This is a genomic window from Bacillus sp. A01H (assembly GCF_045277205.1).
GTDB classification, from domain to species: Bacteria; Bacillota; Bacilli; order Bacillales; family Bacillaceae_G; genus Bacillus_A; species Bacillus_A paranthracis.
The window spans coordinates 3,401,429-3,426,542 of record NZ_CP117702.1 but is presented as its reverse complement, the minus strand read 5'-3'; the positions used below and the strand labels follow the sequence as shown (position 1 = coordinate 3,426,542).

Genomic DNA, 25,114 nt, shown 5'->3' with positions numbered 1-25,114 from the left:
GTACGAGACGGCGTTTATTCCGAAATCAAGGATGTGGAAACTAGATGGAAAGCCTCTAATTAAAATCATAATTAACAAATACTGAAAATTCAAATTTCATTTGTGTTACAATTGTAAAAAATATGTAATGTAAGAAAGTCTTCTATATGATTATAAAAAATCCTGCTTGTTTTTGCTTTCTAGTAGGAAAAACTAGAAGAACAATGGTACAATAATACATCGTGAGAGGAGGGAGAAAAATGAAGAATTATCATGATGATCCACGCTTTCGAATCGCCCATAGAGAAGCGTTAATTGGTCTTGGACTTGCTATTATCAATTTTATAATATGGTACGGATTTGCTTATGGGCTTGGTAGTAAAAATCCAAGTGAATATACATATGTATTTGGTTTTCCAGCATGGTTTTTTTATAGCTGTATCGTTGGATTTATCGTTATGGTTATTTTACTTAGTTTAGTTGTTCGTTTTGTATTTCAAGATATTTCACTCGATGAGGAAGAAAAAAGTGAGGAATAATAGATGAATTGGTATGTAATCATTCCAATGATAATTTCGTTTATCGTTGTATTTTTAATTGGTGTATATGCTTCAAGACGTGTACAAGCGACTGCCCATAATAAATTTTTGCAAGAATATTTTTTAGGTGGGCGTGAGCTCGGTGGTTTATTATTAGCGATGACAATGATTGCTACATACGGTAGTGCTAGTAGCTTTATTGGTGGTCCTGGTATTGCTTACAATATGGGGCTTGGATGGGTATTGTTGTCTGCGATTCAAGTTGTAACAGGTTATATCGTTTTAACAGTTATCGGTAAAAAGTTTGCAATTATCGCTAGGAAGATGGAAGCCATTACTCTTATCGATTATTTAAAGGGAAGATATAATAATAAAGCAGTTGTCATACTTTCTGCGTTATGTATTATTATCTTTTTATTTTCAGCAACAGTAGCTCAGTGGGTCGGCGGTGGCCGATTAATCGAGTCGCTAACGGGTCTTTCTTATACAACAGCACTATTTTTATTTACTTTTTCTGTACTTGTGTACGTATTAATTGGTGGATTTCGTGCAGTTGCTTTATCAGATACGTTATTAGGTATCATTATGTTAGTTGGAACGACAATCATCTTAATTGCTACTGTCGTTGCCGGTGGTGGAATTGAAAAGATTATGCAGGAACTTGTTCAAATCAATCCGAATTTAATTACACCATTCGGAGCAGATGGTAGTTTAACGAAATCATATGTGACATCATTTTGGATTTTAATTGGAATTGGCGTTGTCGGTTTACCGCAAATTAGTGTGCGTGCCATGTCTTATAAAAATTCAAAAGCGATGCATCAAGCGTTAATAATTGGGACGATTGTTGTCGGTACAATTATGATTGGTATGCATTTAACGGGTGTGTTCGCACGAGTCGTACTTCCAGGTATAACGGTACCAGATAAAGTAATGCCGCTACTCGCGATGGAAGTGTTGCCACCTTGGTTAGCTGGGGTTTTCTTAGCTGCACCAATGGCAGCGATTATGTCTACAGTAAACTCGTTATTGCTACTTGTAAGTTCATCAATCATTAAAGATATATACGTAAATTACATAAATAAAGATGCGGCAGATAGTACGATTAGAAAAGGGAGTTTATGGATTACTGCTATCGTAGGACTGCTCGTTTATGCAGCAGCAATTAAACCACCTGATTTTTTAATATGGTTAAATTTATTTTCTTTCGGTGGATTAGAAGCAGCATTCATTTGGCCAATCGTATTAGGATTATATTGGAGGAAAGGAAATGCAACAGGAGCGCTTGCATCTATTTTAGTTGGGGTAAGCTCATATATGTGTATCCATCTTTTCTATCCAAATCCGTTCGGTATACATACAGTTGTCTTCCCAATTTGTTTTGCGTTTATCGCTTATATCGTTGGAAGTATGAGTGCTGTAAAGAAAACAGTATAGGTTAGTGGGAGAACGTAGTCCTTAGAGGACTGCGTTTTTTCGTATAAATTTGTTCTTTTTATTCTGTAATCCTGTGAATATTCATAAATTAATAACAATTGAGGGGATGGAGTTGAGGGTGATGAAAAAAGTATTGTTTTTAGGAGACCCGGGAATTGATGACTCTTTGGCAATTATGTATGGATTGTTACATCCTGATATTGATATTGTTGGTGTAGTAACTGGATATGGAAATGTAACGCAAGAAAAGGCGACAAGTAATGCGGCATATTTATTGCAACTGGCAGGGCGGGAAGACATACCTGTTATTAATGGTGCGAAAATCCCTTTATCTGGAGATATTACAACATACTATCCAGAAATTCATGGGGCGGAAGGTTTAGGACCAATTCGACCGCCAAAAAATCTTTCTCCAAATATAAAGCCTTTTTGTGAGTTTTTTGACATACTTGAAAAATATAAAGGAGAATTAATTATAGTTGATGCTGGTAGGTCAACGACACTTGCGACAGCATTTATTTTAGAAAAACCATTGATGAAGTATGTGAAGGAATATTATATAATGGGCGGTGCTTTTTTAATGCCTGGCAATGTGACACCAGTCGCAGAAGCTAATTTTCATGGTGATCCTATTGCGTCACAATTAGTAATGCAAAATGCCAAGAATGTGACATTGGTGCCGCTTAATGTTACATCTGAAGCTATAATTACGCCAGAGATGGTAAAGTACATTACGAAACATTCTAAAACAAGTTTTAATAAATTAATTGAACCGATTTTTACGTATTATTATAAAGCTTATAGAAAATTAAATCCGAAAATAACAGGGAGTCCAGTACATGACGTCGTTACAATGATGGTTGCGGCAAATCCCTCTATTTTGGACTATGTATACCGCCGTGTCGATGTAGATACAGTAGGGATTGCAAAAGGAGAGAGTATTGCTGATTTTCGTCCTCAACCTGATGCAAAAGCTTTAAAGAATTGGGTTCGAATTGGTTGGTCGTTACACTATAAAAAATTCCTCGAAGATTTCGTTAAAATTATGACGTAGACATAATGGGAGAATACAAGTTAAAATAATGGAGATGATTACTAAAATAATCATCTCCATTATTTTGTTTGTAAGAGATAGATAGAGAAGAGCTACACAATAGGAGAGGAATTTTACTTGAAAAAAACTATAGTATGCGCAGTGATTGTGGGTATTTTCGTTTTGCTAATATCGGGTAATTTTTTAGTGAAAAAAGTTTGGAGTTCGAATAATGATGATGCGCAGTATATCGCATCCTTTATTGAAGAACATAAAGATGAAAAAAATAGCGCGCTTCTAGTAAAAAGAAATGATAAAGTCGTTTATTCTGTAAATCCGAATGTTGTATTGCCAGTTGCTAGTACAATGAAATTAATTGTGGCGCTTGAATTTACGAAACAAGTTACGGAAGGGAAAATTGATTCGTCTAGTTTTGTTTCCATAAATGATGTGAATCGTTATTATGTACCGAATACAGATGGTGGTGCGCAAGATAGATGGCAAAGGTATTTGGAGAAGACAGGTAAGATAACTGAAGGAGCGATTTCTTTAGAAGAAGTGGCAAAAGGAATGGTTAAGTTTAGTTCGAATGCGAATGCTGAATATTTAATGGAAGTGTTAGGATTAGATAATATTAATCGGAATTTACAAAGTTTATCGCTTCCAGCACATCAGCCGCTATTTCCAATTGTTTCATCTTTGTACATTCCAGGATATTTGCATAAAGAACTACACGTTCCGAAATATAAAATAGAGAAAAAGTTAAAAGAAATGTCTCAAGAGCAATATCGTCAATATGCGATGATTATTCATGAGCGCTTAAAAAAGAAGGGACCATTATTACAGAAGGAAATTCCTCTTTATTTAGAGGAACGTTACGATAAAATTTGGTCAGATCGATTGCCAGCTGCTTCTGCAAACGATTATATGGTACTGCTTCAAAAGGCAAATCATAAGGGTGGACTGACAGAAGCAGAAGAAAAAGTATGGGCTAACATCGTTGAAACAGATATGAGCGCTAAGAAATACCGTAAAACATTTAGACATGCAGGGCAAAAAAACGGCTATACGCCATGGACAGTTACAAAAGCAGTTTATGCGATGGATAAACGGGGGAACTGTACAGAAATAGTGTTTTTAGCAAATAATTTAAATGAGGACGACAGTGCAGAAATACGGAAACATTTAGCAAACTTGCATTTCCAAGTGTTGCAAAGTGATAAGTATGATGCGACTTTTATTAAATAAACTCGGTGCAGAGAGCACCGAGTTTATTTTTGTGTACAAGCACTTTTTTGCTATCTCTGGGTATGATGGGTAGTAATACTTAGGTGAAAGGGGAAAAGGTGATGAAACAAAGTAAAGAAGAGTTTATAAAGAGTGAAGGCGCTGATTTCCCTGGGAAAACATATGTGGATTGTGTATTACAACATGTATTTAATTTTCAACGAAATTACTTATTGAAAGATATGTTTCAAGTGCATAAAGCGCATATTACGATGCTGATGGAAGAAAATTTAATGAAAAAGGAAGAAGCTAAAGTTATATTACACGCGTTAAAAAAGGTAGAGGGAATGCCAGAAGAGCAATTGCTCTATACAGAGCAGCATGAAGATCTCTTTTTTTTAGTAGAACATTTAATTTCTCAAGAAGCAAAAAGCAATTTTGTAAGTAATATGCATATTGGTAGAAGTAGAAATGATATGGGTGTCACGATGTATCGCATGAGTTTAAGACGGTATGTATTACGATTAATGGAACATCATTTGTTATTGCAAGAGAGTATATTGCAACTTGCTGCTGATCATAAGGAAACGATTATGCCAGCTTATACCCATACACAACCAGCGCAGCCAACGACATTTGGTCATTATACGTTAGCGATTTATGATACGATGCAGAGAGATTTAGAACGCATGAAAAAAACGTACAAACTTTTAAATCAGTCCCCAATGGGAGCCGCTGCGCTAGCTACAACAAGTTTCCCAATTAAACGAGAGCGAGTTGCCGAGTTACTTGGGTTTACAAATGTAATTGAGAACTCATATGATGCTGTTGCTGGAGCGGATTATTTATTAGAAGTTAGCTCTTTACTTATGGTAATGATGACGAATACGAGCAGATGGATCCATGACTTCTTACTATTAGCGACGAAAGAATATGATGGTATTACTGTGGCGAAGCCATATGTGCAAATTAGTAGTATTATGCCGCAAAAGCGAAATCCAGTTTCCATTGAACACGCCCGTGCAATTACGAGTAGTGCTTTAGGAGAAGCATTTACAGTATTTCAAATGATTCATAATACACCATTTGGTGATATTGTTGATACAGAGGATGACTTGCAGCCATACTTATATAAAGGGATTGAAAAGACTATTCGTGTTTTTTCTATTATGAATGCAGTTATTCGAACGATGAAGGTTGAGGAAGAAACGTTGAAAAATCGTTCCTATAAACATGCAATTACGATAACTGATTTCGCAGATGCTTTAACAAAAAACTATGACATTCCATTTCGGCATGCGCATCATGCAGCGAGTGCTATTGCAAATATGTTATTGGAGCAGAAAAAGGAGCTTCATGAATTACATTTGAAAGATGTGAATATGTACTTACAAGAAAAATTTAATATAACTTTATTAGAAAAAGAGTGGAAAGAAATTATATCGCCAGAAGCTTTTATACAAAAAAGAAATGTATACGGTGGGCCGAGTAAAAAAGAAATGGAGCGCATGATTAACAATCGAAAAGAGTTATTTCGACAAGAAGAAGAGGTATTTGAAAAGGAAAAACAGAGAATTTTACAAGCTGAAAATAATTTGAATACGTTAGCTTCGAATATTATTGAATCGTAAAAGAGGGATTTAGTGAATTAATCGCCAATACCTTAATAAAACTATAAATAGAGAGAAGAGATTGTCGATGATTCAATTGCATGTATATGAAGAGATTGTTAATTTTAAAGAAGAGGTTACACCATTTCTAGAAAAGAATGAGCAGGAAAATAATCTCATATTAGGCGTATTACAAATGGTCCACCAACCGATATTTATGGGGATAGCGAAACAAGGAGAAGAAATTGCGGTTGTATTTCTTCAAACAGAAGAGAAGAAACAAATTATTGTTGCTACGTCTGAAATTGCGGAAGAGGACATCGTGGAACTTGCAAAAAAATTAGCGGAAGTATATCCAAATGTTCCTGGATTAATCGGTAATAAGAAAATTGTACAGAGATTAGCCGAAGAGATTGCAGTGTTAGCAAATAAGAAAACTACTGTTGCGATGGAGCAAGGTATATATGAATTAAAACAAGTGAAGAAAAAGTGGAACGGAGATGAAGTCTTTCGAGAAGTAAATAGTGATGAGCTAACATTAATAGAACAGTGGATATACCAATTTTGCGAAGATGTGAATCTTCCTACTACGAAAGAGGAAGCAAAACAAACGGCACATACATTAATTACTAATCATCGTTTATTTGGTCTAGAAGTAGATGGAAAACTTGTTTCTGTAGCAGCAAAAACACGTCCAACTAAAAATAATATAACAGTTAATTTCGTATATACGCCGAAAGAAGAAAGGAAAAAGGGATACGCATCTAATTGTGTAGCGGCACTTAGTCAACGTATGTTAGATGAAGGTTACAAAACAACGACATTATATACGGACCTGGCAAATCCAACATCGAATAAAATTTATCAAGAAATTGGTTATGAACAAATTGCGGAGTCTGTGCTTATATTTTTAGAGAAGTAGAACAAAAAGGCGTGCTAAAATAGCACGCCTTTTTGTTATTCATCAATTCTAATAACCTCGCCTTGAGGGAAGTCTTCGGTTTCTAGTAAGTTACGAATAGCTTTTGCAACGTATTCAGGTGATAATAGCTTTCCTTCTTCTTTTAATGCGATGAATCGATCTAAATTTGTGAAGTCTTCTTTATTTGTTTCCCGAATTTGTGCTTGCATATTTGTATCAACAACACCAGGTGCAAAAGCGACGATTTTTACTGGAAATTCTTTTGCTGCTTCTTCCGTTGCCACGCACTGTGTAAACATATTTACGCCAGCTTTCGTTGTACAATAAGCGCCCCATCCGAAGTAAGGATTTTTTCCTGCACCAGATGAGATGTTTATAACACGTTTATCTACTTTCCATTCTTTCGTATGTTTCATGAAAGTAGAGGTGAGAATCATAGGTGCAAGTAAATTAATGTGAACGTTCGTAATGAATTGTTCACTTTCTGCTTTTTCAATTGGCTTCATAGGAGCAACCGTACCCGCATTATTAATTAAATGAATAGAAGATACACTGTCTTCTTGAATAGATGAAATGATTTTGTTAAAGTTCGTTTCTAAATTATGTACATCTTGAAGATCTAAGGAGTGGAAAACACAATTGCTATTATATTGTTCTGCGAGTTTCGTAAGCTCTTTATTTTCTCTTCTAGAAATAGAGATGACAGTTGTATTTTTTTCTAACAATTGTGTGGCAATAGCCTCACCTAAACCTTGTGAAGTTCCTGTTATAATAACGTAGCGCATAGTTTTATAAACCCCTCTCATATGTGCGGAATTTTGTTGGACAACGTACATTGTATAGTTTGTCTACATTTTATAGTATAGAGCACTTTTTACTATAATTGAAATGAGATGATTGTGTGCCTTTTATAAATCGGTTTACGACAACAGTACCTGGTGCCGTCACGTTTACTGGGAATACGCTGGGACTTAGCCCTACATCGCCTGCACCAGGTAATATTTTTGGTACACTTGCTGTGTTTACGACAGTAAATACAGCGTTGCAAGTACCAGGATTCCCAGCGGGGACAACAGATGAGTGGCAATTGAATTCTTCAAGTGCAATTTTAAATCTTCCAGCGGGAAGCAGTGTGTTATATGCAGAATTAGTTTGGGCTGGTACTTTCCGGACTGATACGGAAGATGTTTTACCATTTTTAAATGATAACATTACATTTACAACGCCAGCAGGGACGTTTTCTGTTACGCCAGATCCTGCTACCGCGCAGCAAGGTTCAGTAGGAAACCAGTTTTATTATGCTCGCTCTGCCAATGTAACGAATCTTGTTAGTGCAGGTGGAGCAGGCACATATACTACAGGTGCCGTGCCAGCTGCAAGAACTTCAGCTGACCCAACAATTAGCCGTTCAGCGGGCTGGACGCTTGAGGTTGTGTATCAAAATGCAAGTTTACCACTTCGAAATTTGTCAGTATATGCAGGTCAAGAAATTATTGATGCTTCATCACCACCAGTTGATGCTACTATTTCCGGATTTGCTACGCCAGCTACAGGAGCTGTAACAGGAAGGGTACTTGTAACTGCTCAAGAAGGTGATTCTAACATTTCTGGAGATCAACTTCGCTTTGGACCGAATGCGAGTGCTACAGTTGCATTATTCGGGCCGAGAAACCCTGCAAATAATTTCTTCCAGTCTCAAATTTGTAATGACAGCGGAAATTTAGATACGAGCGGTACATTTGGAGATTTAAATCAGCCGTTAGGGGTAGCTTTGGCTGTCCGAAGACAGGGGTGGGATATTACGAATGTAGATGCCTCCGCATCTTTAGTAAACAATCAAACGTCAGCAACTGTTCGATTTGTTACAAATGGAGATGGATACGCTGCAGCTGGTTTTGGTGTTCAAATTGATGCAACAGGTCCAATTATTAATCCTGTTAAATCGGTCAATAGAACAGTCGCAGGGGTAGGGGATACTCTCACTTATACGATTACGGTCCCAAATACAGGAACAGGAAGTGCAGAAAACGTTGTATTACGTGATAGTATTCCGAGCGGAACGACGTTTGTTGCAGGTAGTGTAACGGTAGGAGGGGTAACACAGCCGAATGCGAACCCTGCTACTGGAATTAATTTAGGTACAATCCCAAATAATACGCAAAGAATTGTTACCTTTCAAGTGCGAATAACATCGTTTCCGAACCCCAATCCTATTCCAAATCGTGCAATGGTATCATATCAATTCCGTCCTTTCGTCGGTAGTCCACTTATTACTAGTATGTCTTCTTCGAATACAGTACAAACGACAGTGAATCAAGCAACTATAAGTATGCAAAAATCTGTAGATCTACAGACGGCAACGCTTAATGATGTATTAACGTACACGGTTAATGTGACGAATAATGGAAACGTTACTGCAAACAATGTTATTTTTGTTGATAGTATTCCTGCAGGAACAACATTTGTAGCAAACAGCGTTACGGTAAACGGAGTAGCACGTCCAGGAGCGAATCCAGCAAGTAGTATTAATCTAGGCAGTATTAATGCTTCGCAAACGACCGTAGTGCGCTTTCAAGTTCGAGTAACATCGAACCCTCTTGTCAATCCAATTCCGAACCGTGCAAGTGCAACATTTACCTTTACTCCAGTGCCTGGTCAACAACCAGTTTCTGGGCAAGCGACAAGTAATACTGTAGTTACGACAATTAATATAGCTGATATAACAACGAGAAAAACAGTGGATAAAGCTTTTGCAACGGTTAACGACGTTCTTACGTACACGGTAACAATTCAAAATACAGGAAATGTACTTGCAACGAACGTTATTTTTCAAGATCCAATCCCAATTGGAACGACATTTATCGCAAATAGTGTGACTGTGGAGGGGATTTCACAACCTGGAGCAAATCCAGCGACTGGGTTTACAGTAGCTAATATATCTCCCGGCGGAAGTAGGACTGTTACATTTCAAGTACGAGTTACATCGACGCCATCAGGAGGCACGATTGCGAATCGCGGAAATGTAACTGCTAATTTCGTCGTTATTCCAAATCAGCCACCAATAACGATTAATAGACAAACGAATACAGTTGTGACACAAGTTAATACAGGCGGTTTAAATGTAATAAAAGAAGTGAATACAACGCAAGCCGCAGTAGGGGACACTTTAACGTACACAATTGCCGTTCAAAATACAGGAAACGTTTCGTTAACAAATGTATTTTTCCAAGACACTATTTCTTCCGCTGTTTCATTTGTTGCAAATTCTGTAACAATTAATGGAGTACCGCAAAGTGGATTGAATCCGAATACAGGATTTTCTCTTCCGAATATTCCTGCGGCTCAAACCGTTGTAGTCACATTTGATGTATTAATTATACAGGATCCAGAAAATGAAGATATTTTAAATCAAGCAAATGTAACAGCAAGTTTTCAAGTGAATCCGAGTGAACCACCCGTAACAATCAATGTTCCGAGTAACATTGTGAATACAACTGTACAATCAGGTAACTTTGAAGTTGTGAAATCAGTAAATACGGATGTTGCAACGGTAGGGGATATTTTAGTATATACAATAGAAGTCATAAACGCAGGTAGTGTACCAGCTACAAATGTATTTTTCCAAGATTCAATTCCACAAGGTACATTATTTATTGAAAACAGTGTCTTTGTGAATGGGATCTTACAAGAAGGGGCAGATCCAGAATTCGGATTCCCATTAAATAATTTGCCCGCTGGTGCGAGTGTAATTGTTACATTTGAAGTATTAATTGATGAAGTTCCACTTGGAAATAATGTTGTAAACAGTGCGAATGTTACAGGAGATTTCCTTGTAAATCCAACAGAGCCACCGATTACTGTAACAGAACCAAGTAATACTGTTATGACGGTCGTAAATTCTTCAGGATTAAATGTAATAAAAAGTGTAAGCGCTACTGAAGCTGGTGTAGGAGATACGTTAACGTATACAGTACGTATACAAAATAGTGGGACAGTAGCAGCAACTAATGTATCGTTCCTTGATCCGATTCCAGTTGGAACCACTTTTGTAGCGAATAGTGTAACAATAAATGGGACACCTCAACCAGGTTTAAACCCGACAACTGGATTTCCACTTGCTAATATTCCAGTAGGAGGGATGGTAACAGTTACTTTCCAAGTAACAATCACGAGTGTACCACCAAATAGAGTTCTTCCGAATAATGCGAATGTAACTGCTGATTTCCAAGTAAGTCCTCTCCAGCCACCAATTACAATTGTAACGATTAGTAATATTGTTGTGACGCGAGTGAATGTAGGATCACTTAATATAATGAAGAGTGTAAATACACCACAAGCAGGAGTAGGGGATACGTTAACGTATACGATTCTTATTCAAAATACAGGAACTGTTCCTGCAACGAATATTATTTTTCAAGATCCAATTCCGTCCGGTACTGCGTTTGTAGCAAATAGTGTGACGATAAATGGAGTCGTTCAGCAAGGCGCGGATCCTATGGCAGGATTCCCAGTACCAAATATTCCGGTCGGGCAAACGGCCACGGTTACGTTTCAAGTTACCGTGACGAGTGTTCCGAGCGGTGGAAATATAAGAAACCAATCTAACGTTACTGCCAGTTTTCTTATAAACCCAGCAAACCCTCCAATAACGACTGTTACAAATAGTAATTTCGTTGTGACGCAAGTAAACACAGCACAGTTAAATATACAAAAAACTTCATCTGTACAACAAGCAGCACTTGGAGAAACTTACACGTATTCTGTTGTCATTCGTAATAATGGTACAGTAACAGCAACGAACGTTTCTTTCATTGATCCAATTGCTCCAGAAACAACATTTGTAGCAAATAGTGTAACGATAAATGGAACACCACAACCTGGATTTGATCCAAATGCTGGATTCCCGCTTCCTAATATTGCAGCTGGAACATCATTGACCGTAACGTTCCAAGTTACTGTGGTTGCACCATCTACACGTGGAGCAGTATTAAATACAGCATCTGCTACAGCCACTTTCTTATTAAATCCTTTACAACCACCAGTAACAACAACGAACTCAAGTAATACAACGGTAGTTACAATACCGTTACCTCCTCCTGGTGAAGTAACAGCAACAAAAACAGTTGACGTTGCAGCTGGAGCGGTTGGGGATGTATTAACGTACACTGTGCTCATTTCAAATGTAGGAATTATACCAGTTACAGATGTGTTCTTCCAAGATGTCATCCCAGAAGGAACGACATTTATAGAAGGTAGTGTAACGATAGGTGGAGTGCAGCAAATTGGTGTAAATCCGGAAATAGGATTTACAGTTACGCCATTATTAATCGCTGGTGGAAGTATTGAGGTCACGTTCCAAGTGACCATTACGGAAATTCCAGATAATGAAGTCATCTTAAATGATGCAGATGTTACATTTACTTCACAACCAAATCCGCAGGAACCACCGATTACAGAAACGATATTAACGAATTTAGTCGTTACGACAATTAATATAGCGTCTATTTTTCCGTTAAAACTAGTAGATAAGGAAGTAGCCACTGTAGGAGAAATATTAACGTATGATGTATTGATATTTAATTTCGGAACAGTGCCAGCGACCAATGTTCAATTTATCGATACGACTTCTGCTGGTGTAGCATTTGTACCAGGAAGTGTGAGCATCAACGGGGTGTCTGCACCAGGATTAGATCCTTTCATTGGTTTTACAGTTCCAAATATACCTGTAGATGATTTTGTAGTTGTCACATATCAGGAAGTGGTTACAAGCATACCAGAAGGTGGTACGATTGTTAACTTTGTAGACGTTACAGCTACATTTGCTGTAAGTGAAACAGAACCACCGATTACGGAGACGACGACAAGTAATACGACATTAACAGAAATCAATGAGCCTGGTTTGAATGTTTTAAAATCAGTAAGTCAGCCGGTTGTTGCAGTAGGCGATACAATCACATATACAACAGTAGTTCAAAATACAGGGACAGTGCCAGCAACGAATATTCAATATAGTGATGTACTACCTTCCTCTATAGCATTCGTGCCGAACAGTGTAACGATAGACGGTGTGTTACAACCTGGATTCAATCCGAATAATGGATTCCCGCTTCCAGATATAAACCCAGGTGAAAGTGTAGAAGTCACATTCCAAGTAACTGTTGTTAGTGTTCCGTCAAACGGAACAATTGCCAATACGGCAAATGTAACTGGAAGTTTTGTATTAGTACCAGGAGAACCACCAGTTATAGTAAATCAGCCAAGTAATACAACACTCACAACTGTAAATAGAGGACGCTTTAATGTTATTAAACAAGTAAATAGAGCCGCTACTCTAGTTGGAGATGTATTGACGTATACAGTGCAAATAACGAATACAGGAACAGTAACAGCTAATGATGTTCAGTTTATTGATACCATTTCAGCAGGAGCGTCATTTGTACCAAATAGTGTAACGATAAATGGAGCCCCGCAACCAAACTTAAATCCGATTACTGGATTTGGAGTTGGAGATATACCAGTTGGTGAAACGGTTATAGTGACGTTTCAAGCGACAGTTACAAACATCCCGTCATCAGGAACAATTACGAACGTTGCAAATATAACAGGAAGCTTTACTTTAGTGCCAGGAGAACCACCAGTTGTAGTAACAGAGCCGAGTAATACGACGATAACTAGAGTGAATAGAGGACGATTTAGCGTTATAAAATCTGTAAATAAAGAAGCGACACGTTTAGGAGATACGTTAACGTATAGTGTGCAAGTTACAAATACGGGAACGGTAACAGCAACGAATGTTCAGTTTATCGATTTTCCGTCACCTAGTTTAGAATTCGTTCCTGGAAGTGTACAAATAAATGGGATTCCGCAAGTAGGATTAGATCCATTTGTAGGCTTTTCATTACCGGATCTTGCTGTAGGGGATAGCGTATTAATTACATTTGAAGTAAATGTAATCTCGGTTCCGTCTTCTAGTAGCATTATGAATACAGCGAGAGTAACGGGTGATTTCGAATTGATTCCAGGAGAACCTCCGTCTACAATTACAAATTCAAGTAATACGACGGTTACGCCGGTAAATAGAGGTAGCTTAGATATGCTAAAAGAAGTAGACCATTCAATTGTTGGCGTAGGAGAAACGGTAACGTATACGGTTCGTATATTAAATACTGGTACTGCTGATGCAATGAATGTTCAATTTATCGATGTGCTATCTCAGGAAGCTGATTTCGTTCCAAATAGTGTAACGATAAATGGGGTTCTGCAACCGGGGGTAAATCCGCAAATTGGATTTACGATACCAGATATTCCAGTTGGTGAGACGGCACTTGTAACATATAAAGCTACGATTACAAGTTTTCCAGATGGTGGTACAGTAGTAAACGTTGCTGGGGCGTTAGCAGAATATATTTTAGTACCAGGAGAGCCTCCAGTTACAGTGATGGACACGAGCAATACAGTTATAGTGACGGTAAATACTGCAATCTTATTTGTTGCAAAAGGAGCAAACTTTGAAGTAGCAATGGTAGGAGATGTTGTCACTTACGGAATTGCCGTTATAAATGATAGTACAGTTCCTGTGACCAACATTGTGTTAACGGATATCATTGATCCAAATACGTTATTTATAAATGGCACGGTAACGGTAAACGATGTAGCTCTTCCATTTGCTAATCCAAATACCGGTATTCCATTAGGTGATTTTCAGCCAAATGATGCAGCCATTATTAATTTCCAAGTTGTCATAACAGGAGGACAAATAAATAATTTAGTTACAAATACTGCTATAGCAAATGGGCTAGCAATTGTAAATCCGAATGAGTTACCAGTAGTAGTGGAAGGTGATAGCAATACAGTTGTTATCCCGTTTATTCCTCAAAATGTCTCAACGACAGTCGTAAAAACGGCAGATTTACAGGCAGCAACGATTGGAGATGTTATTACCTTTACGACAGTTATTACAAATACGGGTGATACTGTCATACAAAATATTCGTTTTCAAGATATGTTAGATAGTAGTGTTCGATTTGTCCTTGGAAGTGTAACGGTTGATAATACACCAGTACCAAATGTAAGCCCGGTATCAGGATTTCTTATAGGGAATTTAAATCCAGGTGAAGCACGAACAGTTTCGTTCCAAGTAGTAGTTCAGAGTGCCCCAAGTGGTTCGGGGAATTATATAAATCAAGCAAGTATTCGTTTCGAACATCAAGTAGGCACAGTGTTACCACCTGTTATACAAATAGTAGAAAGTAATATAGTTGTTATTCCATTTGTTCCAACGATAGAACAAATTTGCGAAACGAATCTTAATTGTTTAGGGAAAATTTCTTTTCAATGTTCTCCGTGTGATCACTTGCAAATAAAGAGAAAATAAATGCAGAAAGAGCATCCTGTAAGAGAAGGATGCTCTTTCTGGATGAATCAAGTAGATTCTTTTTCGGGTGAGCTGAAAAATTCATCAATTTTGTCGGAGAGTAGAAATGGAATAGCTCCTTTTATAACAGAAATGTCCCAGTCCCACCATGAGATATTTTCTAGTTTGTCAATTGTTTCTTGTGGGAAACGATATCGAACAAATTTTGCAGGATTACCAGCTACAATTGCATATGGTGGTACATCCTTTGTAACAACACTCTTTGCGCCAATAATGGCACCGTTACCAATCGTAACACCAGATAAAATGCAGGATTGATAACCAATCCATACATCATTGCCGACTACAATATCACCTTTTGAAGAGGGGTGACCAGTAATATGGGCTCCTTCGCTGAAAAGAGCGTTAAATGGATAAGTCGTTATCCAGTCCGCGCGATGTTCTCCGCCAAGTATGAAAACAACTTCTTCTCCTAATGAACAAAACTTACCTATTTTTAATTTCGTTTCATCATTCCAAGAAAAAATAGTTGGACCTACTTTACTATAAGTATAATCACCGATATCATACTTACTATATTCAGGTTTTTGATTTAAATATAACATGATTCTTCAACCTTCTTTCTCAATCAAGAAATAAGCGTGGAATATTATATGCAAGGTGTAGTAAGGTGACCAGTGTTAATAGGTAAAATAAATAAATGGGAGTGGAATGTATGAGATATGAAATGGGATTATATAATAAACCTTTTCAGTCAATTCAATCAGGAAAAAAAGTGTATGAAGTGCGCTTATACGATAAAAAGCGTCAACTCATAAAACAAGGCGATCATATTGTATTTACGAACCTTACGACAGCAGCAACGATGGCTGTAAAAGTAACGGAGATAAAACGATATAAAAACTTTCAAGCAATGTACGAACAAATTGATAAAAAATTATTGGATTGTGGAAATGATAGTTTAGCGGAAATGTTAGAAAGTACATACAAAATATATACGAAAGAACAAGAACAAAAGTGGGGAACAGTTGCGATCGGTATTGAGGTAATAAAATGACAAGAAATCGCGGCGCAGCTATCATTGTGCAGGAAGGGAAAATTGCTCTTATAAAACGTATCCAAGAAGATGAAACGTACTATGTTTTTCCAGGTGGAGGAATTGAAGAAGGAGAAACACCTGAAGAAGCAACAAAGCGAGAAATTTTTGAAGAATTAGGGGTACATATAAAAGTGGAGCATCTAATTGCAAAGGTGGAGTATAAGGGTACGGAGTATTATTTTAATGCCGATATTGTAGGTGGAGTTTTTGGAAGTGGTAAAGCTGAAGAATTCGAAATGAAAGATAGAGGGATTTATATTCCGTTATGGTTGCCGATATATGAGTTGGAAAAAGTGAATATAAAACCGTATGAAGTGGTTGAAAGTATATTAGAACATTATAAAATATAAGGTCTGACAACATACAAAAAAAACCATTGACATAGTCTTCTGATTTAAGTATTGTATTCGAGTATGTTTATAATCAGGAGGTTTATATGAGCAATCAAACAACTACACATCATGTGAAAATGACAACAGCAGATCCATCTGGAATCGGTCTATTTGGATTAGCGATGGTAACACTTGTAGCATCATCTCAAAAGTTAGGCTTAACAGATGGCGTTTCACTAGTATTACCATGGGCAATCTTTTTAGGAGGATTTGCACAAATCTTTGCTTGCATTCACGATGCAAAGCATAACAATACATTCGGTACAACAGCATTCGGTGCATACGGTCTATTTTGGCTAGGTGTTGGAATGACTTGGTTAATTCAACTTGGAGTATTTGGCGAAAAATTAGCGCAAGCTGCAGATTCAAAACAGCTTGGTGTAGCCTTTATCGGATATTTAATTTTCACAATCTTTATGACAATTGGTGCAATGGAAACACATAAAGTATTATTTATGATTTTCGTCCTTATTGATTTCTTATTTATCGGTCTTTCATTAAGTACTTTAGGTGTTATGCCGCATGCAATGCATAATTTAGCAGCATATTCTGAACTTCTTATTTCATTATTATCTTTCTATGGTTCAGCAGCAGCAGTGTTAAACACACACTTTGGTAAAGTTGTTTTACCAGTTGGAAAGCCGTTTGGTATTTTTAAAAAGTAATAAAAAGCACAGATGATTGTATAGTCATCTGTGCTTTTTTATATGGAATAAATAAAAATAAAAAATACAATTGAAATTGATTCTCATTATTAATATAATGAGAATGAGAATCATTTATTGAAAGAGGGGGATGCCAAAGTGGCAAAAATTTTAATAGCTTATGCAAGTATGTCAGGAAATACAGAGAGTATTGCTGATTTAATTAAAGTTAGTTTAGATGCTTTTGATCATGAAGTAGTATTGCAAGAAATGGAAGGCATGGATGCTGAAGAATTATTAGCTTATGATGGAATCATTTTAGGATCTTATACGTGGGGAGATGGGGAATTACCATTTGAAGCGGAAGATTTCCATGATGACTTAGAAAATATAGATTTATCAGGGAAGAAAGTAGCGGTATTCGGATCAGGTGATACGGCGTATGAACTATTTTGTGAAGCGGTAACGATATTTGAAGAAAGACTTGTAGAGCGCGGTGCAGAGCTTGTACAAGAAGGGTTGAAAATCGAACTAGCTCCAGAAGATGAAGAGGATGTTGAAAAATGCAGTAATTTTGCAATTGCATTTGCTGAGAAGTTCTAAGAATGGGAGTGTCAACGTGGAGACAATGTTAAGTGCGACCGCTATTACAAAGTTAAGAGATGGAAAGCTTATGTTAGCTACTACATATAATGGTTTATTTATTGAACAAGACGGAGAATGGAAACAAATTTTAAATGGTTTTCAAAAACGAATTAGGGATTTACATAGCGAAGATAATGTAGTGTATGGTGTAGGTGACGAAGGAATTTTTATTCGTAGTATGAATGGTGGAGAGAATTGGACGGTTCAACGTTTTCCAACAAAGGCAACGAGTTGGAATGTATGTAGTAATATAGAAGGAACTGTCATTGCTCATGGAGATAAAACGTTGTATCATTCGAATGATTTTGGTTCGACATGGGAAACCATTCATCCATTTCTTGAATATGGTGGCGGAGCACCATCTATTCGATCGTTGTTTTTATATAAACATTACTTATTTATCGGTACGAAAATACATGCTAAATATGGTGGTGTTTGGCTCTTTAATTTGGAGACACTTAAATTAAAGAGGATTAAAATCGTAATGAATCAAATGATCTCAGCGTTGACTTTACACAACTCTTATTTAGTAGCAGCCAGTGGATCATGCAAAGGCATTAGCGGGAATATTTCTTTTTGTAAAATAAATGAAAGTATTGAGAGTGAAAAACCATATTGGCACACATGTCAAAGTGAGCAAAAAGCAAGTAGCTATTTAGACTTAAGTGTAGATCAACATGTGTTATATACAACGTCAACGCAAAATAAGGCTGGGATTAGTACTGTTTGTCGTGTACTTTTAGAAGAAGGAATTGTAACAGTATGTGATTCAGTTAAAGGGCATGGCTGGCGCATTGTGAACCAAAAAGAAGCCTATTTTGTAGCGGGATCAGGTGAATCAAAAGCGATGCAGTGGAAGAAAAAAATTGTATAGCAAAAAAACTTTGCTTTTATTATATTGATATGATATATTATATTTAAACCATTTTACTTTTAATAATATAGAGATTTAAATGAGCTGTAACTTCCGAGGAGGATAGCAATGTTAAATCTCCTCAGAGTTGCAGTTTTTTTAATGTCTGACTTATTTTTGTAAAGTGGTTGAAAATGAATATGTACATATAGGTACATTGTAGGAGGATTTTTTACATGCAAAACGGTAAAGTAAAATGGTTTAACTCAGAAAAAGGTTTCGGATTCATCGAAGTTGAAGGCGGAGAAGACGTATTCGTTCATTTCTCAGCTATCCAAGGCGAAGGTTTCAAAACTTTAGAAGAAGGTCAAGAAGTTACTTTCGAAGTAGAACAAGGTAACCGTGGACCTCAAGCTACAAACGTTAACAAGAAGTAATTGTGGAAGAAAGAAGGGCTTGCCCTTCTTTTTTTTTGCGTTTTAATTGAAGAACCTCCTATGTACATAGCATAATGAGATTGAATTTTCGTGTTTTAGATGAAGTATTACATGCATAAAGTGTATGAATAAATAAATACTGAAAATAAAGTATGTGTGTGAAAAGGAATGTAGAAAGAGGTAAATAAATTGGAAAACGCTACACATTTTATTGTGTTTGATATAGAGAGAAATTTTAGGCCATATAAATCAGAAGATCCGTCAGAGATAGTTGATATCGGAGCTGTAAAAATAGAAGCAAGTACAATGAAGATAATTGGAGAATTTTCGGAGTTAGTAAAACCCGGTGCACGACTTACTCGTCATACGACAAAATTAACGGGAATTACAAAGAAAGATTTAATGAATGTAGAGAAATTTCCGCAAATTATAGAGAGATTTATTCAGTTTATCGGAGAAGATTCTATATTTGTTACATGGGGAAAAGAAGATTATCGATTTCTATCTCATGATTGTACGTTACATGCTGTAGAATGCCCTTGTATGGAAAAAGAAAGAAGAATTGATTTACAAAAATTTGTTTTTCAAGCGTATGAAGAATTGTTTGAGCATACACCAAGTTTACAATCTGCAGTAGAACAGCTCGGTTTAATATGGGAAGGGAAGCAGCACCGTGCTTTAGCGGATGCTGAGAATACAGCGAACATACTTCTTAAAGCATATAGCGAGAGAGATATTACTAAAAGGTATAAAAGGCATGGTGAACTTGAACTAGTAGAGAACGGAAAACTAACAGAAAAAGCGAAAAAAAAGATGCGAAAATGGGTATTTAAAGAAATGAGAAAAAATACTGAGCGTCCTTTCGTTTGGAGTACATTTGAAAGTAGCGACACGTGGGAAAGTATAACGGAAAGATATTATATAAGTGAACCAACAATAGAACTTCTGAAAAAACATTTTCGTACGGCGGTTCGAAAAGCGGAAAGGCAGATTAGGTATTTGGCTGAGATGGAGAAGAATGCAGAGGTTAAATGACATTCTTCTCTATTTCTAGCTACATAAATTTACTGTCATTGTATTGATGGATGAATAAAGTATTCATATAAATAGGAATTGATTTGTTGTGCTACTTTGAAATTTAAGGTGTGGTAAGAAATTTTTTAATATATTCATAAAATTAGAGCCCATAGAAATGAAAGAGGGTAAAGTTGAATGGAAGCAATCTTTAACATTGTAACAGTTTTAGTTTTTGGGATAATATTTACCACGCTATAGCGGTAATTACACTTCCTTTCATAGCACAGAAGAAGAATTGGAAAAGGCTTAATATATCTTTAAATCGTGGTGTATTAAAGATTAAAATAGAAGAGTAAGCTAAGAGTCTTATATATATATGGGAGGTGTGATAGTGATAGACTTGGATATTAACGATGTTACCGTACAGATGGAATTAAACGGAGTCTTTTGGAATGAGGATGGGATTGCTGAAATGACGGTGACTACAAAAGACGAACATTCTCTTATTCTTCGTCTAGTAGTTGATTTAGAAAGGAAAACGATTAGGGCGACGAGTATTGAAATAGTGAATGGATTCTGTCCGCTATGCAAACAGAAAAGGAACGAATGTAGTGAATTGAATGACTTGCAAAACAAAATGGATATTTTAGAAGAAGCTTACGATTGGGTGAGAGAGCATCCAAAATATCGTTTTCAATTATCTTTTTACGAGTACAATAAATTTGAGGTAGTAAAGTGAAAATTTCATTTTACCAATATACATAGTGACTACTCTAATGGAAATACACTTGTACACCAAAAAACAAATCTACTGAATCCTGTGACAAATGTCCTCTTGGATCAAAAATAAGCATATTTTATTATAAAGCAGAAAAACCGATTCTTAGTAGAATCGGTTTTTTACATAACTTTCAAATGTGTCACAAATAAAAGATCGTTTGTTAATAGTGCTCTGTAAAAATAGGGATATAGAATGGTTTATTCAATCCCGTTCGGATCATAAGAATACTGCTGCTTATTCTCAATCCGTTCAATTACGTCTTGCAACTCGTCTGGCTTCAGAAATTCAATAGGAGAGAAGCCTTTCTCAAATGTAAGTGTATCAGCCTCAATCATTAATACGTATCGGTCATTTACCTTTGCGATATGTATTTGATCCCCGAAATCAGCAAGTAGGGCTTTCACAGAGATATGATCCGCTTTTAGCTTCAATTCCACTTCAGGCGCATGCTCGACGATTTGAGCGGTAGCTTCCATTACTTCTTCGGTTGAAAATTGTTCCATAATTTCGCGTTTCGGACTGGCAGCCCATACTTCCATTGCTTGGTCGAACTGTTCGCGCTCTTCCGTACCTTCTTCAAATACATCTTCAATTTGGTCGTATACCATGTCCATTACTTGTGTTTTCATAATTTCAGGCATAGAGCGTTCGTATTCGACGAATTTTAAGAAGTCTTCAAAGTAACGGGCGTGTGATGCTTGGTGAATCTTTAGCTCGCCCACTTCGACCATACCTTCTTCGGGCATGTACGGATATTGGATAGATTTCATATTTTTTGTTGTGATGGCCATTTCAACGTTACGAATTAGTGTGGATTCATCGGAAATGGAAGCGACTTTCGGCTCAAAGTCACATTTCATAACGAAAACGAATGGATCATCAAAGTATTTGCGTAGTTTAGCTTGCGCAATTAAAAATACACCACCGCGTACAGCACTTGTGTCAAGATATGTATAAACGAGAGGTTCGCTCATATCTTTGAAGTTTTCCTTCGTTTCTGCAAAGCGGATGCGATTAAATAAGTTGTAATGAGGATTTGAATCAAGTTCGTGCCCTTCTTCTACAATAAAGCGACCGATCTTTGTCGGAGCTTGCTCTGTTTTCGCATGACGTTCTACTTTTCTCTTTGAAATTTTTAATAATTCTCCATTCAAAAATTCTTTTAAGGAGCTATCTTCATACTCTTCAGCGTCTAATGTTTGAAAATGTTTGTAGCGTTTATCAACAGCTTCACCTTTTCCTTCTACTTGTACAACATAAAAGGAAAGATAATTTATTTCAAAATCCATATTTATCACCTTGTTTCATTTCATTAACTCTTATCAGTATAGAGATGGAAAAAACTTTCGTCAATTTATATAAGGAAGGGGAAGCCCCCTTCCTTCATATATTTTTTATTTCCGAAATTAAAATCCGTCTTCTAATGCTGAAAATGGAATGTTCAGTCTGTTTTCTACTGTACGTAAACGTTGGTTTAAGCGGTTTAATCTACGTGTATGACGTTCAACCGTGTTTTCTAATTGACGTACTCTTTGTTCAAGCTCATTTACTCGTCTTTCTAATTGACGGTTTCCAGCACCAGGAAAAGAGATTGGAAGTTGGAATTGTCGAGTTTGATCATATGGATTAACTTGTTCTACTGGATCTATATATTGTTGGTATTGTGCTTGTAAATCATATTGAGGTTGATAACCAGTTTGGTTATATGGATCGTATGGATTGTAGGGGTACATAAAAACATCCTCCATTTCTTTAAAATAGGTTAATTCACCATAATGTATGTGTAAAAGCGGAGTGTGGCACGGCAAATACCTATTTATGTTCACAGGATGTTTTTTATAAATACGAATATGGAGTTTTACATTTGTATTTCGTTCGTTTTATGGTATATACTGGATAATAGGGAGAGGTTACGTAAAGGTTACAATTCTATCAAACTCAAACTTTTATGTAAATATATATAGACATTTGGAAAAGAAAAGAGTAATTTATATAGAGTAAAAAATAACTTGTAACAATTTATAAATATATTGTAAAATGATTGTAACAAAACATACATAAAAATGAAATAATACATAAAAGTAGTATTGGGGAAAAGGGGAGAGTATATTGTTCCGTAAAGTAAAGGGTATATTAGTTGGGGTTTTATGTGTAGCTGTAGTGAGTGGCTGTGGTACAAAAGTAAGTGATGTTGCATTAGTAAGTGATATTGGTGGCCACACGGTAGAGGCTAAAGCAGAAGTACAGGATTCTATTAGTTTAGTAGATGGGCGTACAGGTACGGAAGTAAAAAAGTTAGATTTGTCGAGTCTAGGTTATTTTGAAGATGAAGCGAAATTTAAAAAATCAGTTGAGAAGGTTGCTAGGGAAGTTGGGAAAAATGTTGACAAAAAGATGGTCCCTTCACGTCTAGGATCTGATGGAAGTTGGCAAGAAGGGAAACCTTCTTATGAATTAATGGAAAAAGAATTAGTAGATAAATTATTAAACGTAGGTATGTGGGATTCTTCCTATCAATTACCTATTGTTGAGAAGAAGCCTACTGCAACATTAAGTGATGCGCAAGGAAGTGGTACGGTAATTGGTAGATATGAAACGAATTTAGGTGGCTCAACAGGTGGCCGTATTGAAAATATTCGTTTGTCAGCAGCGAGCATAAATGGAGTTGTATTAGCAAAAGGAGACCGTTTCTCTTTCAATGCATTAATTGGTGATACAACGCCAGATAAAGGATATCAATTAGGAAAAGAAATTGTAGATGGTAAATTAGTAGATGGATATGGCGGTGGTGTTTGTCAAACATCATCAACATTATACAATGCGGCAGATCAAGCTGGTTTGAAAATGGTAGAGAGAACAACACATTCTAAAACGGTAGGTTACGTTCCACAAGGAAGAGATGCTACAATTGCATATCCATACTTAGACTTAGTGTTTGAAAATACGAATGATGCACCTGTGAAGCTTTATATGGGCATTCAGGGCGGAAAGTTAGTTGCTGAAGTACATAAAATGCGATAAGAATTAGAACAGACTATTTTTGTAAAGTCACCTTTTCTGAAAGTTAGAAGAGGTGACTTTTTATTATGAACATAAAAATAAGTGTAAATTCTGACTTTTCTTATTTACATAGGATGATTTTAGTTGTATCCTTCATAGTAACGGTTATATGTAATGGAAGAATATTGGGATAAGGAGATGGAGTTATTTATGGTACAGATTCATCCGAAAACACGTATTGGTCATGTTGAATTTAAGGTGATAGATTTAGAACGTCAAATTTCCTTTTATGAGAATGTTGTAGGCTTAGAAGTAATTAAGCAAGAGGGGAATAAAGCATATTTATCTGGAAAAGGTGGAAAGAATACATTACTTGTTCTTGAAAAGTTAGAGGACGGGGTACTGCAAGAGCCGCGTACGACTGGTATATATCATGTAGCCTTTTTGGTTCCGACTCGTGAGGCTTTTGCGTCGGCATTATTTGGTGTGATTCGTAATAAGAATGTAATTGATAGTCCGGCTGAGCAAGAGGGACGTTATACATATTCAAATGAAATTTTACCAATTTCAAGGTTTAATAGCGCAAGCGATCATACGTATAGCGAAGCGTTTTATTTACAAGACTTAGAGGGAAATGGTATTGAAATATATGCGGATCGTCCGCGCGATCAATGGGGAGAAGGGCCAGGAGGAAGTACCCCGCTGGATTTAAAAGACCTAGCAACGCTTGTTGATTATGAGTTTGATGGATTACCTGCTAATACTGTCGTTGGACATGTACATTTACGAATAGCTAATGTAGAAGAGTCACATGACTTTTATGTAGATACAGTAGGCTTTGAAGTGCAGCAACGTGAAGATGACTGCTTATTCATTTCTGCAGGAGGATATCATCACCATATAGGCGCAAATACGTGGAACGGAGTAAATAACCCGCATTCACCAGCACATGCAACTGGACTTAAGGTATATACGATTGTATTACCGCATAAAGAAGCATTAGATGAAGTGAAAGAAAGATTAATAGAAAAACAACATGGAATAAGTGAGATTTTAACTGGATTAACTGTAGTAGACCCGAGTGGTATTACAGTACAGTTTGAAATAGAAACAGCATAAAAGAAG

Annotated in this window: 21 protein-coding genes; 17 read left to right on the top strand and 4 right to left on the bottom strand. The window is 36.6% G+C overall.

All coding sequences use genetic code 11. The features are described from left to right. Positions 1 to 239: 239 nt before the first annotated feature. The 6 genes from PSR14_RS18055 to PSR14_RS18030 all read left to right on the top strand — a co-directional run bounded on the left by PSR14_RS18055 (position 240) and on the right by PSR14_RS18030 (position 6,747). Positions 240 to 518 (top strand): YhdT family protein, encoded by a 279-nt coding sequence (locus PSR14_RS18055; protein WP_000800722.1) that lies wholly within the window; start codon positions 240 to 242, stop codon positions 516 to 518. Positions 519 to 521: 3 nt separating this feature from the next. Then, complete coding sequence (gene panF / locus PSR14_RS18050; RefSeq protein ID WP_001104829.1) at positions 522 to 1,955, top strand: sodium/pantothenate symporter; 1,434 nt, start codon at positions 522 to 524, stop codon at positions 1,953 to 1,955. Positions 1,956 to 2,061: 106 nt separating this feature from the next. Then, positions 2,062 to 3,009: a nucleoside hydrolase gene (locus tag PSR14_RS18045; RefSeq protein ID WP_155005152.1), complete on the top strand. Its 948-nt coding sequence runs from the start codon at positions 2,062 to 2,064 to the stop codon at positions 3,007 to 3,009. Between the two features lie 117 nt (positions 3,010 to 3,126). Continuing rightward, complete coding sequence (locus tag PSR14_RS18040) at positions 3,127 to 4,236, top strand: serine hydrolase (protein WP_000751358.1); 1,110 nt, start codon at positions 3,127 to 3,129, stop codon at positions 4,234 to 4,236. A gap of 101 nt (positions 4,237 to 4,337) precedes the next feature. Further along, a complete protein-coding gene (argH, locus tag PSR14_RS18035) occupies positions 4,338 to 5,846 on the top strand; it encodes an argininosuccinate lyase (RefSeq protein ID WP_000813994.1) in 1,509 nt (502 codons plus the stop codon). 67 nt (positions 5,847 to 5,913) lie between these two features. Next, complete coding sequence (locus PSR14_RS18030) at positions 5,914 to 6,747, top strand: GNAT family N-acetyltransferase (protein ID WP_000615394.1); 834 nt, start codon at positions 5,914 to 5,916, stop codon at positions 6,745 to 6,747. Positions 6,748 to 6,782: 35 nt separating this feature from the next. Here the strand turns inward: PSR14_RS18030 and PSR14_RS18025 are convergent, their stop codons facing one another. After that, complete coding sequence (locus tag PSR14_RS18025; RefSeq protein WP_001271062.1) at positions 6,783 to 7,532, bottom strand: (S)-benzoin forming benzil reductase; 750 nt, start codon at positions 7,530 to 7,532, stop codon at positions 6,783 to 6,785. Positions 7,533 to 7,648: 116 nt separating this feature from the next. Between PSR14_RS18025 and PSR14_RS18020 the strand changes: the two genes are divergently transcribed. Continuing rightward, on the top strand, positions 7,649 to 15,121 hold the full coding sequence (locus PSR14_RS18020; RefSeq protein ID WP_169509405.1) for a DUF11 domain-containing protein: 7,473 nt from the start codon (positions 7,649 to 7,651) through the stop codon (positions 15,119 to 15,121). 47 nt (positions 15,122 to 15,168) lie between these two features. Here PSR14_RS18020 and PSR14_RS18015 read toward each other — a convergent pair whose 3' ends face one another. Next, complete coding sequence (locus PSR14_RS18015; protein WP_000966320.1) at positions 15,169 to 15,726, bottom strand: CatB-related O-acetyltransferase; 558 nt, start codon at positions 15,724 to 15,726, stop codon at positions 15,169 to 15,171. Between the two features lie 110 nt (positions 15,727 to 15,836). Here PSR14_RS18015 and PSR14_RS18010 point away from each other — a divergent pair, with 110 nt between their 5' ends. From PSR14_RS18010 to PSR14_RS17975, 8 genes are all read left to right on the top strand, one after another. Continuing rightward, positions 15,837 to 16,178, top strand: coding sequence for an ASCH domain-containing protein (locus tag PSR14_RS18010; protein WP_074532814.1), 342 nt, complete (start codon positions 15,837 to 15,839; stop codon positions 16,176 to 16,178). Next, on the top strand, positions 16,175 to 16,570 hold the full coding sequence (locus PSR14_RS18005; RefSeq protein ID WP_000197779.1) for an NUDIX domain-containing protein: 396 nt from the start codon (positions 16,175 to 16,177) through the stop codon (positions 16,568 to 16,570). Before PSR14_RS18010 ends, PSR14_RS18005 begins: the two co-directional genes overlap by 4 nt. Before the next feature lie 86 nt (positions 16,571 to 16,656). Continuing rightward, a complete protein-coding gene (locus tag PSR14_RS18000; protein WP_000070938.1) occupies positions 16,657 to 17,277 on the top strand; it encodes an acetate uptake transporter in 621 nt (206 codons plus the stop codon). 138 nt (positions 17,278 to 17,415) lie between these two features. Then, positions 17,416 to 17,859, top strand: coding sequence for a flavodoxin (locus PSR14_RS17995; RefSeq protein WP_001062756.1), 444 nt, complete (start codon positions 17,416 to 17,418; stop codon positions 17,857 to 17,859). A gap of 16 nt (positions 17,860 to 17,875) precedes the next feature. Then, positions 17,876 to 18,775, top strand: coding sequence for a hypothetical protein (locus tag PSR14_RS17990; protein WP_000449508.1), 900 nt, complete (start codon positions 17,876 to 17,878; stop codon positions 18,773 to 18,775). Between the two features lie 215 nt (positions 18,776 to 18,990). Next, positions 18,991 to 19,191 (top strand): cold shock-like protein CspB, encoded by a 201-nt coding sequence (cspB, locus tag PSR14_RS17985; protein ID WP_001179150.1) that lies wholly within the window; start codon positions 18,991 to 18,993, stop codon positions 19,189 to 19,191. A gap of 189 nt (positions 19,192 to 19,380) precedes the next feature. Continuing rightward, positions 19,381 to 20,226: an exonuclease gene (locus PSR14_RS17980; protein WP_000426499.1), complete on the top strand. Its 846-nt coding sequence runs from the start codon at positions 19,381 to 19,383 to the stop codon at positions 20,224 to 20,226. Positions 20,227 to 20,599: 373 nt separating this feature from the next. Further along, entirely contained in the window at positions 20,600 to 20,947 is a 348-nt protein-coding gene (locus PSR14_RS17975) for a hypothetical protein (RefSeq protein WP_000566117.1), read from the top strand. 239 nt (positions 20,948 to 21,186) lie between these two features. Here the strand turns inward: PSR14_RS17975 and PSR14_RS17970 are convergent, their stop codons facing one another. After that, positions 21,187 to 22,278, bottom strand: coding sequence for a DUF3900 domain-containing protein (locus tag PSR14_RS17970; protein WP_000345047.1), 1,092 nt, complete (start codon positions 22,276 to 22,278; stop codon positions 21,187 to 21,189). 117 nt (positions 22,279 to 22,395) lie between these two features. Further along, positions 22,396 to 22,737, bottom strand: a complete 342-nt coding sequence (locus tag PSR14_RS17965; protein ID WP_001997954.1) for a hypothetical protein — start codon at positions 22,735 to 22,737, stop codon at positions 22,396 to 22,398. A 361-nt stretch (positions 22,738 to 23,098) separates the two neighbouring features. On the opposite strand from PSR14_RS17965, the gene PSR14_RS17960 reads away from it, so the two are divergent. Together PSR14_RS17960 and PSR14_RS17955 are read left to right on the top strand one after the other, a co-directional pair. Next, positions 23,099 to 24,010, top strand: coding sequence for a VanW family protein (locus PSR14_RS17960; protein ID WP_000488988.1), 912 nt, complete (start codon positions 23,099 to 23,101; stop codon positions 24,008 to 24,010). Between the two features lie 189 nt (positions 24,011 to 24,199). Then, the gene (locus tag PSR14_RS17955) at positions 24,200 to 25,108 is read left to right on the top strand and encodes a VOC family protein (protein WP_098487411.1); all 909 of its coding nucleotides are present in this window, start codon (positions 24,200 to 24,202) and stop codon (positions 25,106 to 25,108) included. Positions 25,109 to 25,114: the final 6 nt, after the last annotated feature.

Excerpts from the sequence above, each read along its gene's own strand:
- PSR14_RS18055 (WP_000800722.1), top strand. The coding sequence starts at position 240 with ATGAAGAATTATCATGATGATCCACGCTTTCGAATCGCCCATAGAGAA.
- panF (WP_001104829.1), top strand. The coding sequence starts at position 522 with ATGAATTGGTATGTAATCATTCCAATGATAATTTCGTTTATCGTTGTA.
- PSR14_RS18045 (WP_155005152.1), top strand. The coding sequence starts at position 2,062 with ATGGAGTTGAGGGTGATGAAAAAAGTATTGTTTTTAGGAGACCCGGGA.
- argH (WP_000813994.1), top strand. The coding sequence starts at position 4,338 with ATGAAACAAAGTAAAGAAGAGTTTATAAAGAGTGAAGGCGCTGATTTC.
- PSR14_RS18030 (WP_000615394.1), top strand. The coding sequence starts at position 5,914 with ATGATTCAATTGCATGTATATGAAGAGATTGTTAATTTTAAAGAAGAG.
- PSR14_RS18025 (WP_001271062.1), bottom strand. The coding sequence starts at position 7,532 with ATGCGCTACGTTATTATAACAGGAACTTCACAAGGTTTAGGTGAGGCT.
- PSR14_RS18015 (WP_000966320.1), bottom strand. The coding sequence starts at position 15,726 with ATGTTATATTTAAATCAAAAACCTGAATATAGTAAGTATGATATCGGT.
- PSR14_RS18010 (WP_074532814.1), top strand. The coding sequence starts at position 15,837 with ATGAGATATGAAATGGGATTATATAATAAACCTTTTCAGTCAATTCAA.
- PSR14_RS18005 (WP_000197779.1), top strand. The coding sequence starts at position 16,175 with ATGACAAGAAATCGCGGCGCAGCTATCATTGTGCAGGAAGGGAAAATT.
- PSR14_RS18000 (WP_000070938.1), top strand. The coding sequence starts at position 16,657 with ATGAGCAATCAAACAACTACACATCATGTGAAAATGACAACAGCAGAT.
- cspB (WP_001179150.1), top strand. The coding sequence starts at position 18,991 with ATGCAAAACGGTAAAGTAAAATGGTTTAACTCAGAAAAAGGTTTCGGA.
- PSR14_RS17970 (WP_000345047.1), bottom strand. The coding sequence starts at position 22,278 with ATGGATTTTGAAATAAATTATCTTTCCTTTTATGTTGTACAAGTAGAA.
- PSR14_RS17965 (WP_001997954.1), bottom strand. The coding sequence starts at position 22,737 with ATGGAGGATGTTTTTATGTACCCCTACAATCCATACGATCCATATAAC.
- PSR14_RS17955 (WP_098487411.1), top strand. The coding sequence starts at position 24,200 with ATGGTACAGATTCATCCGAAAACACGTATTGGTCATGTTGAATTTAAG.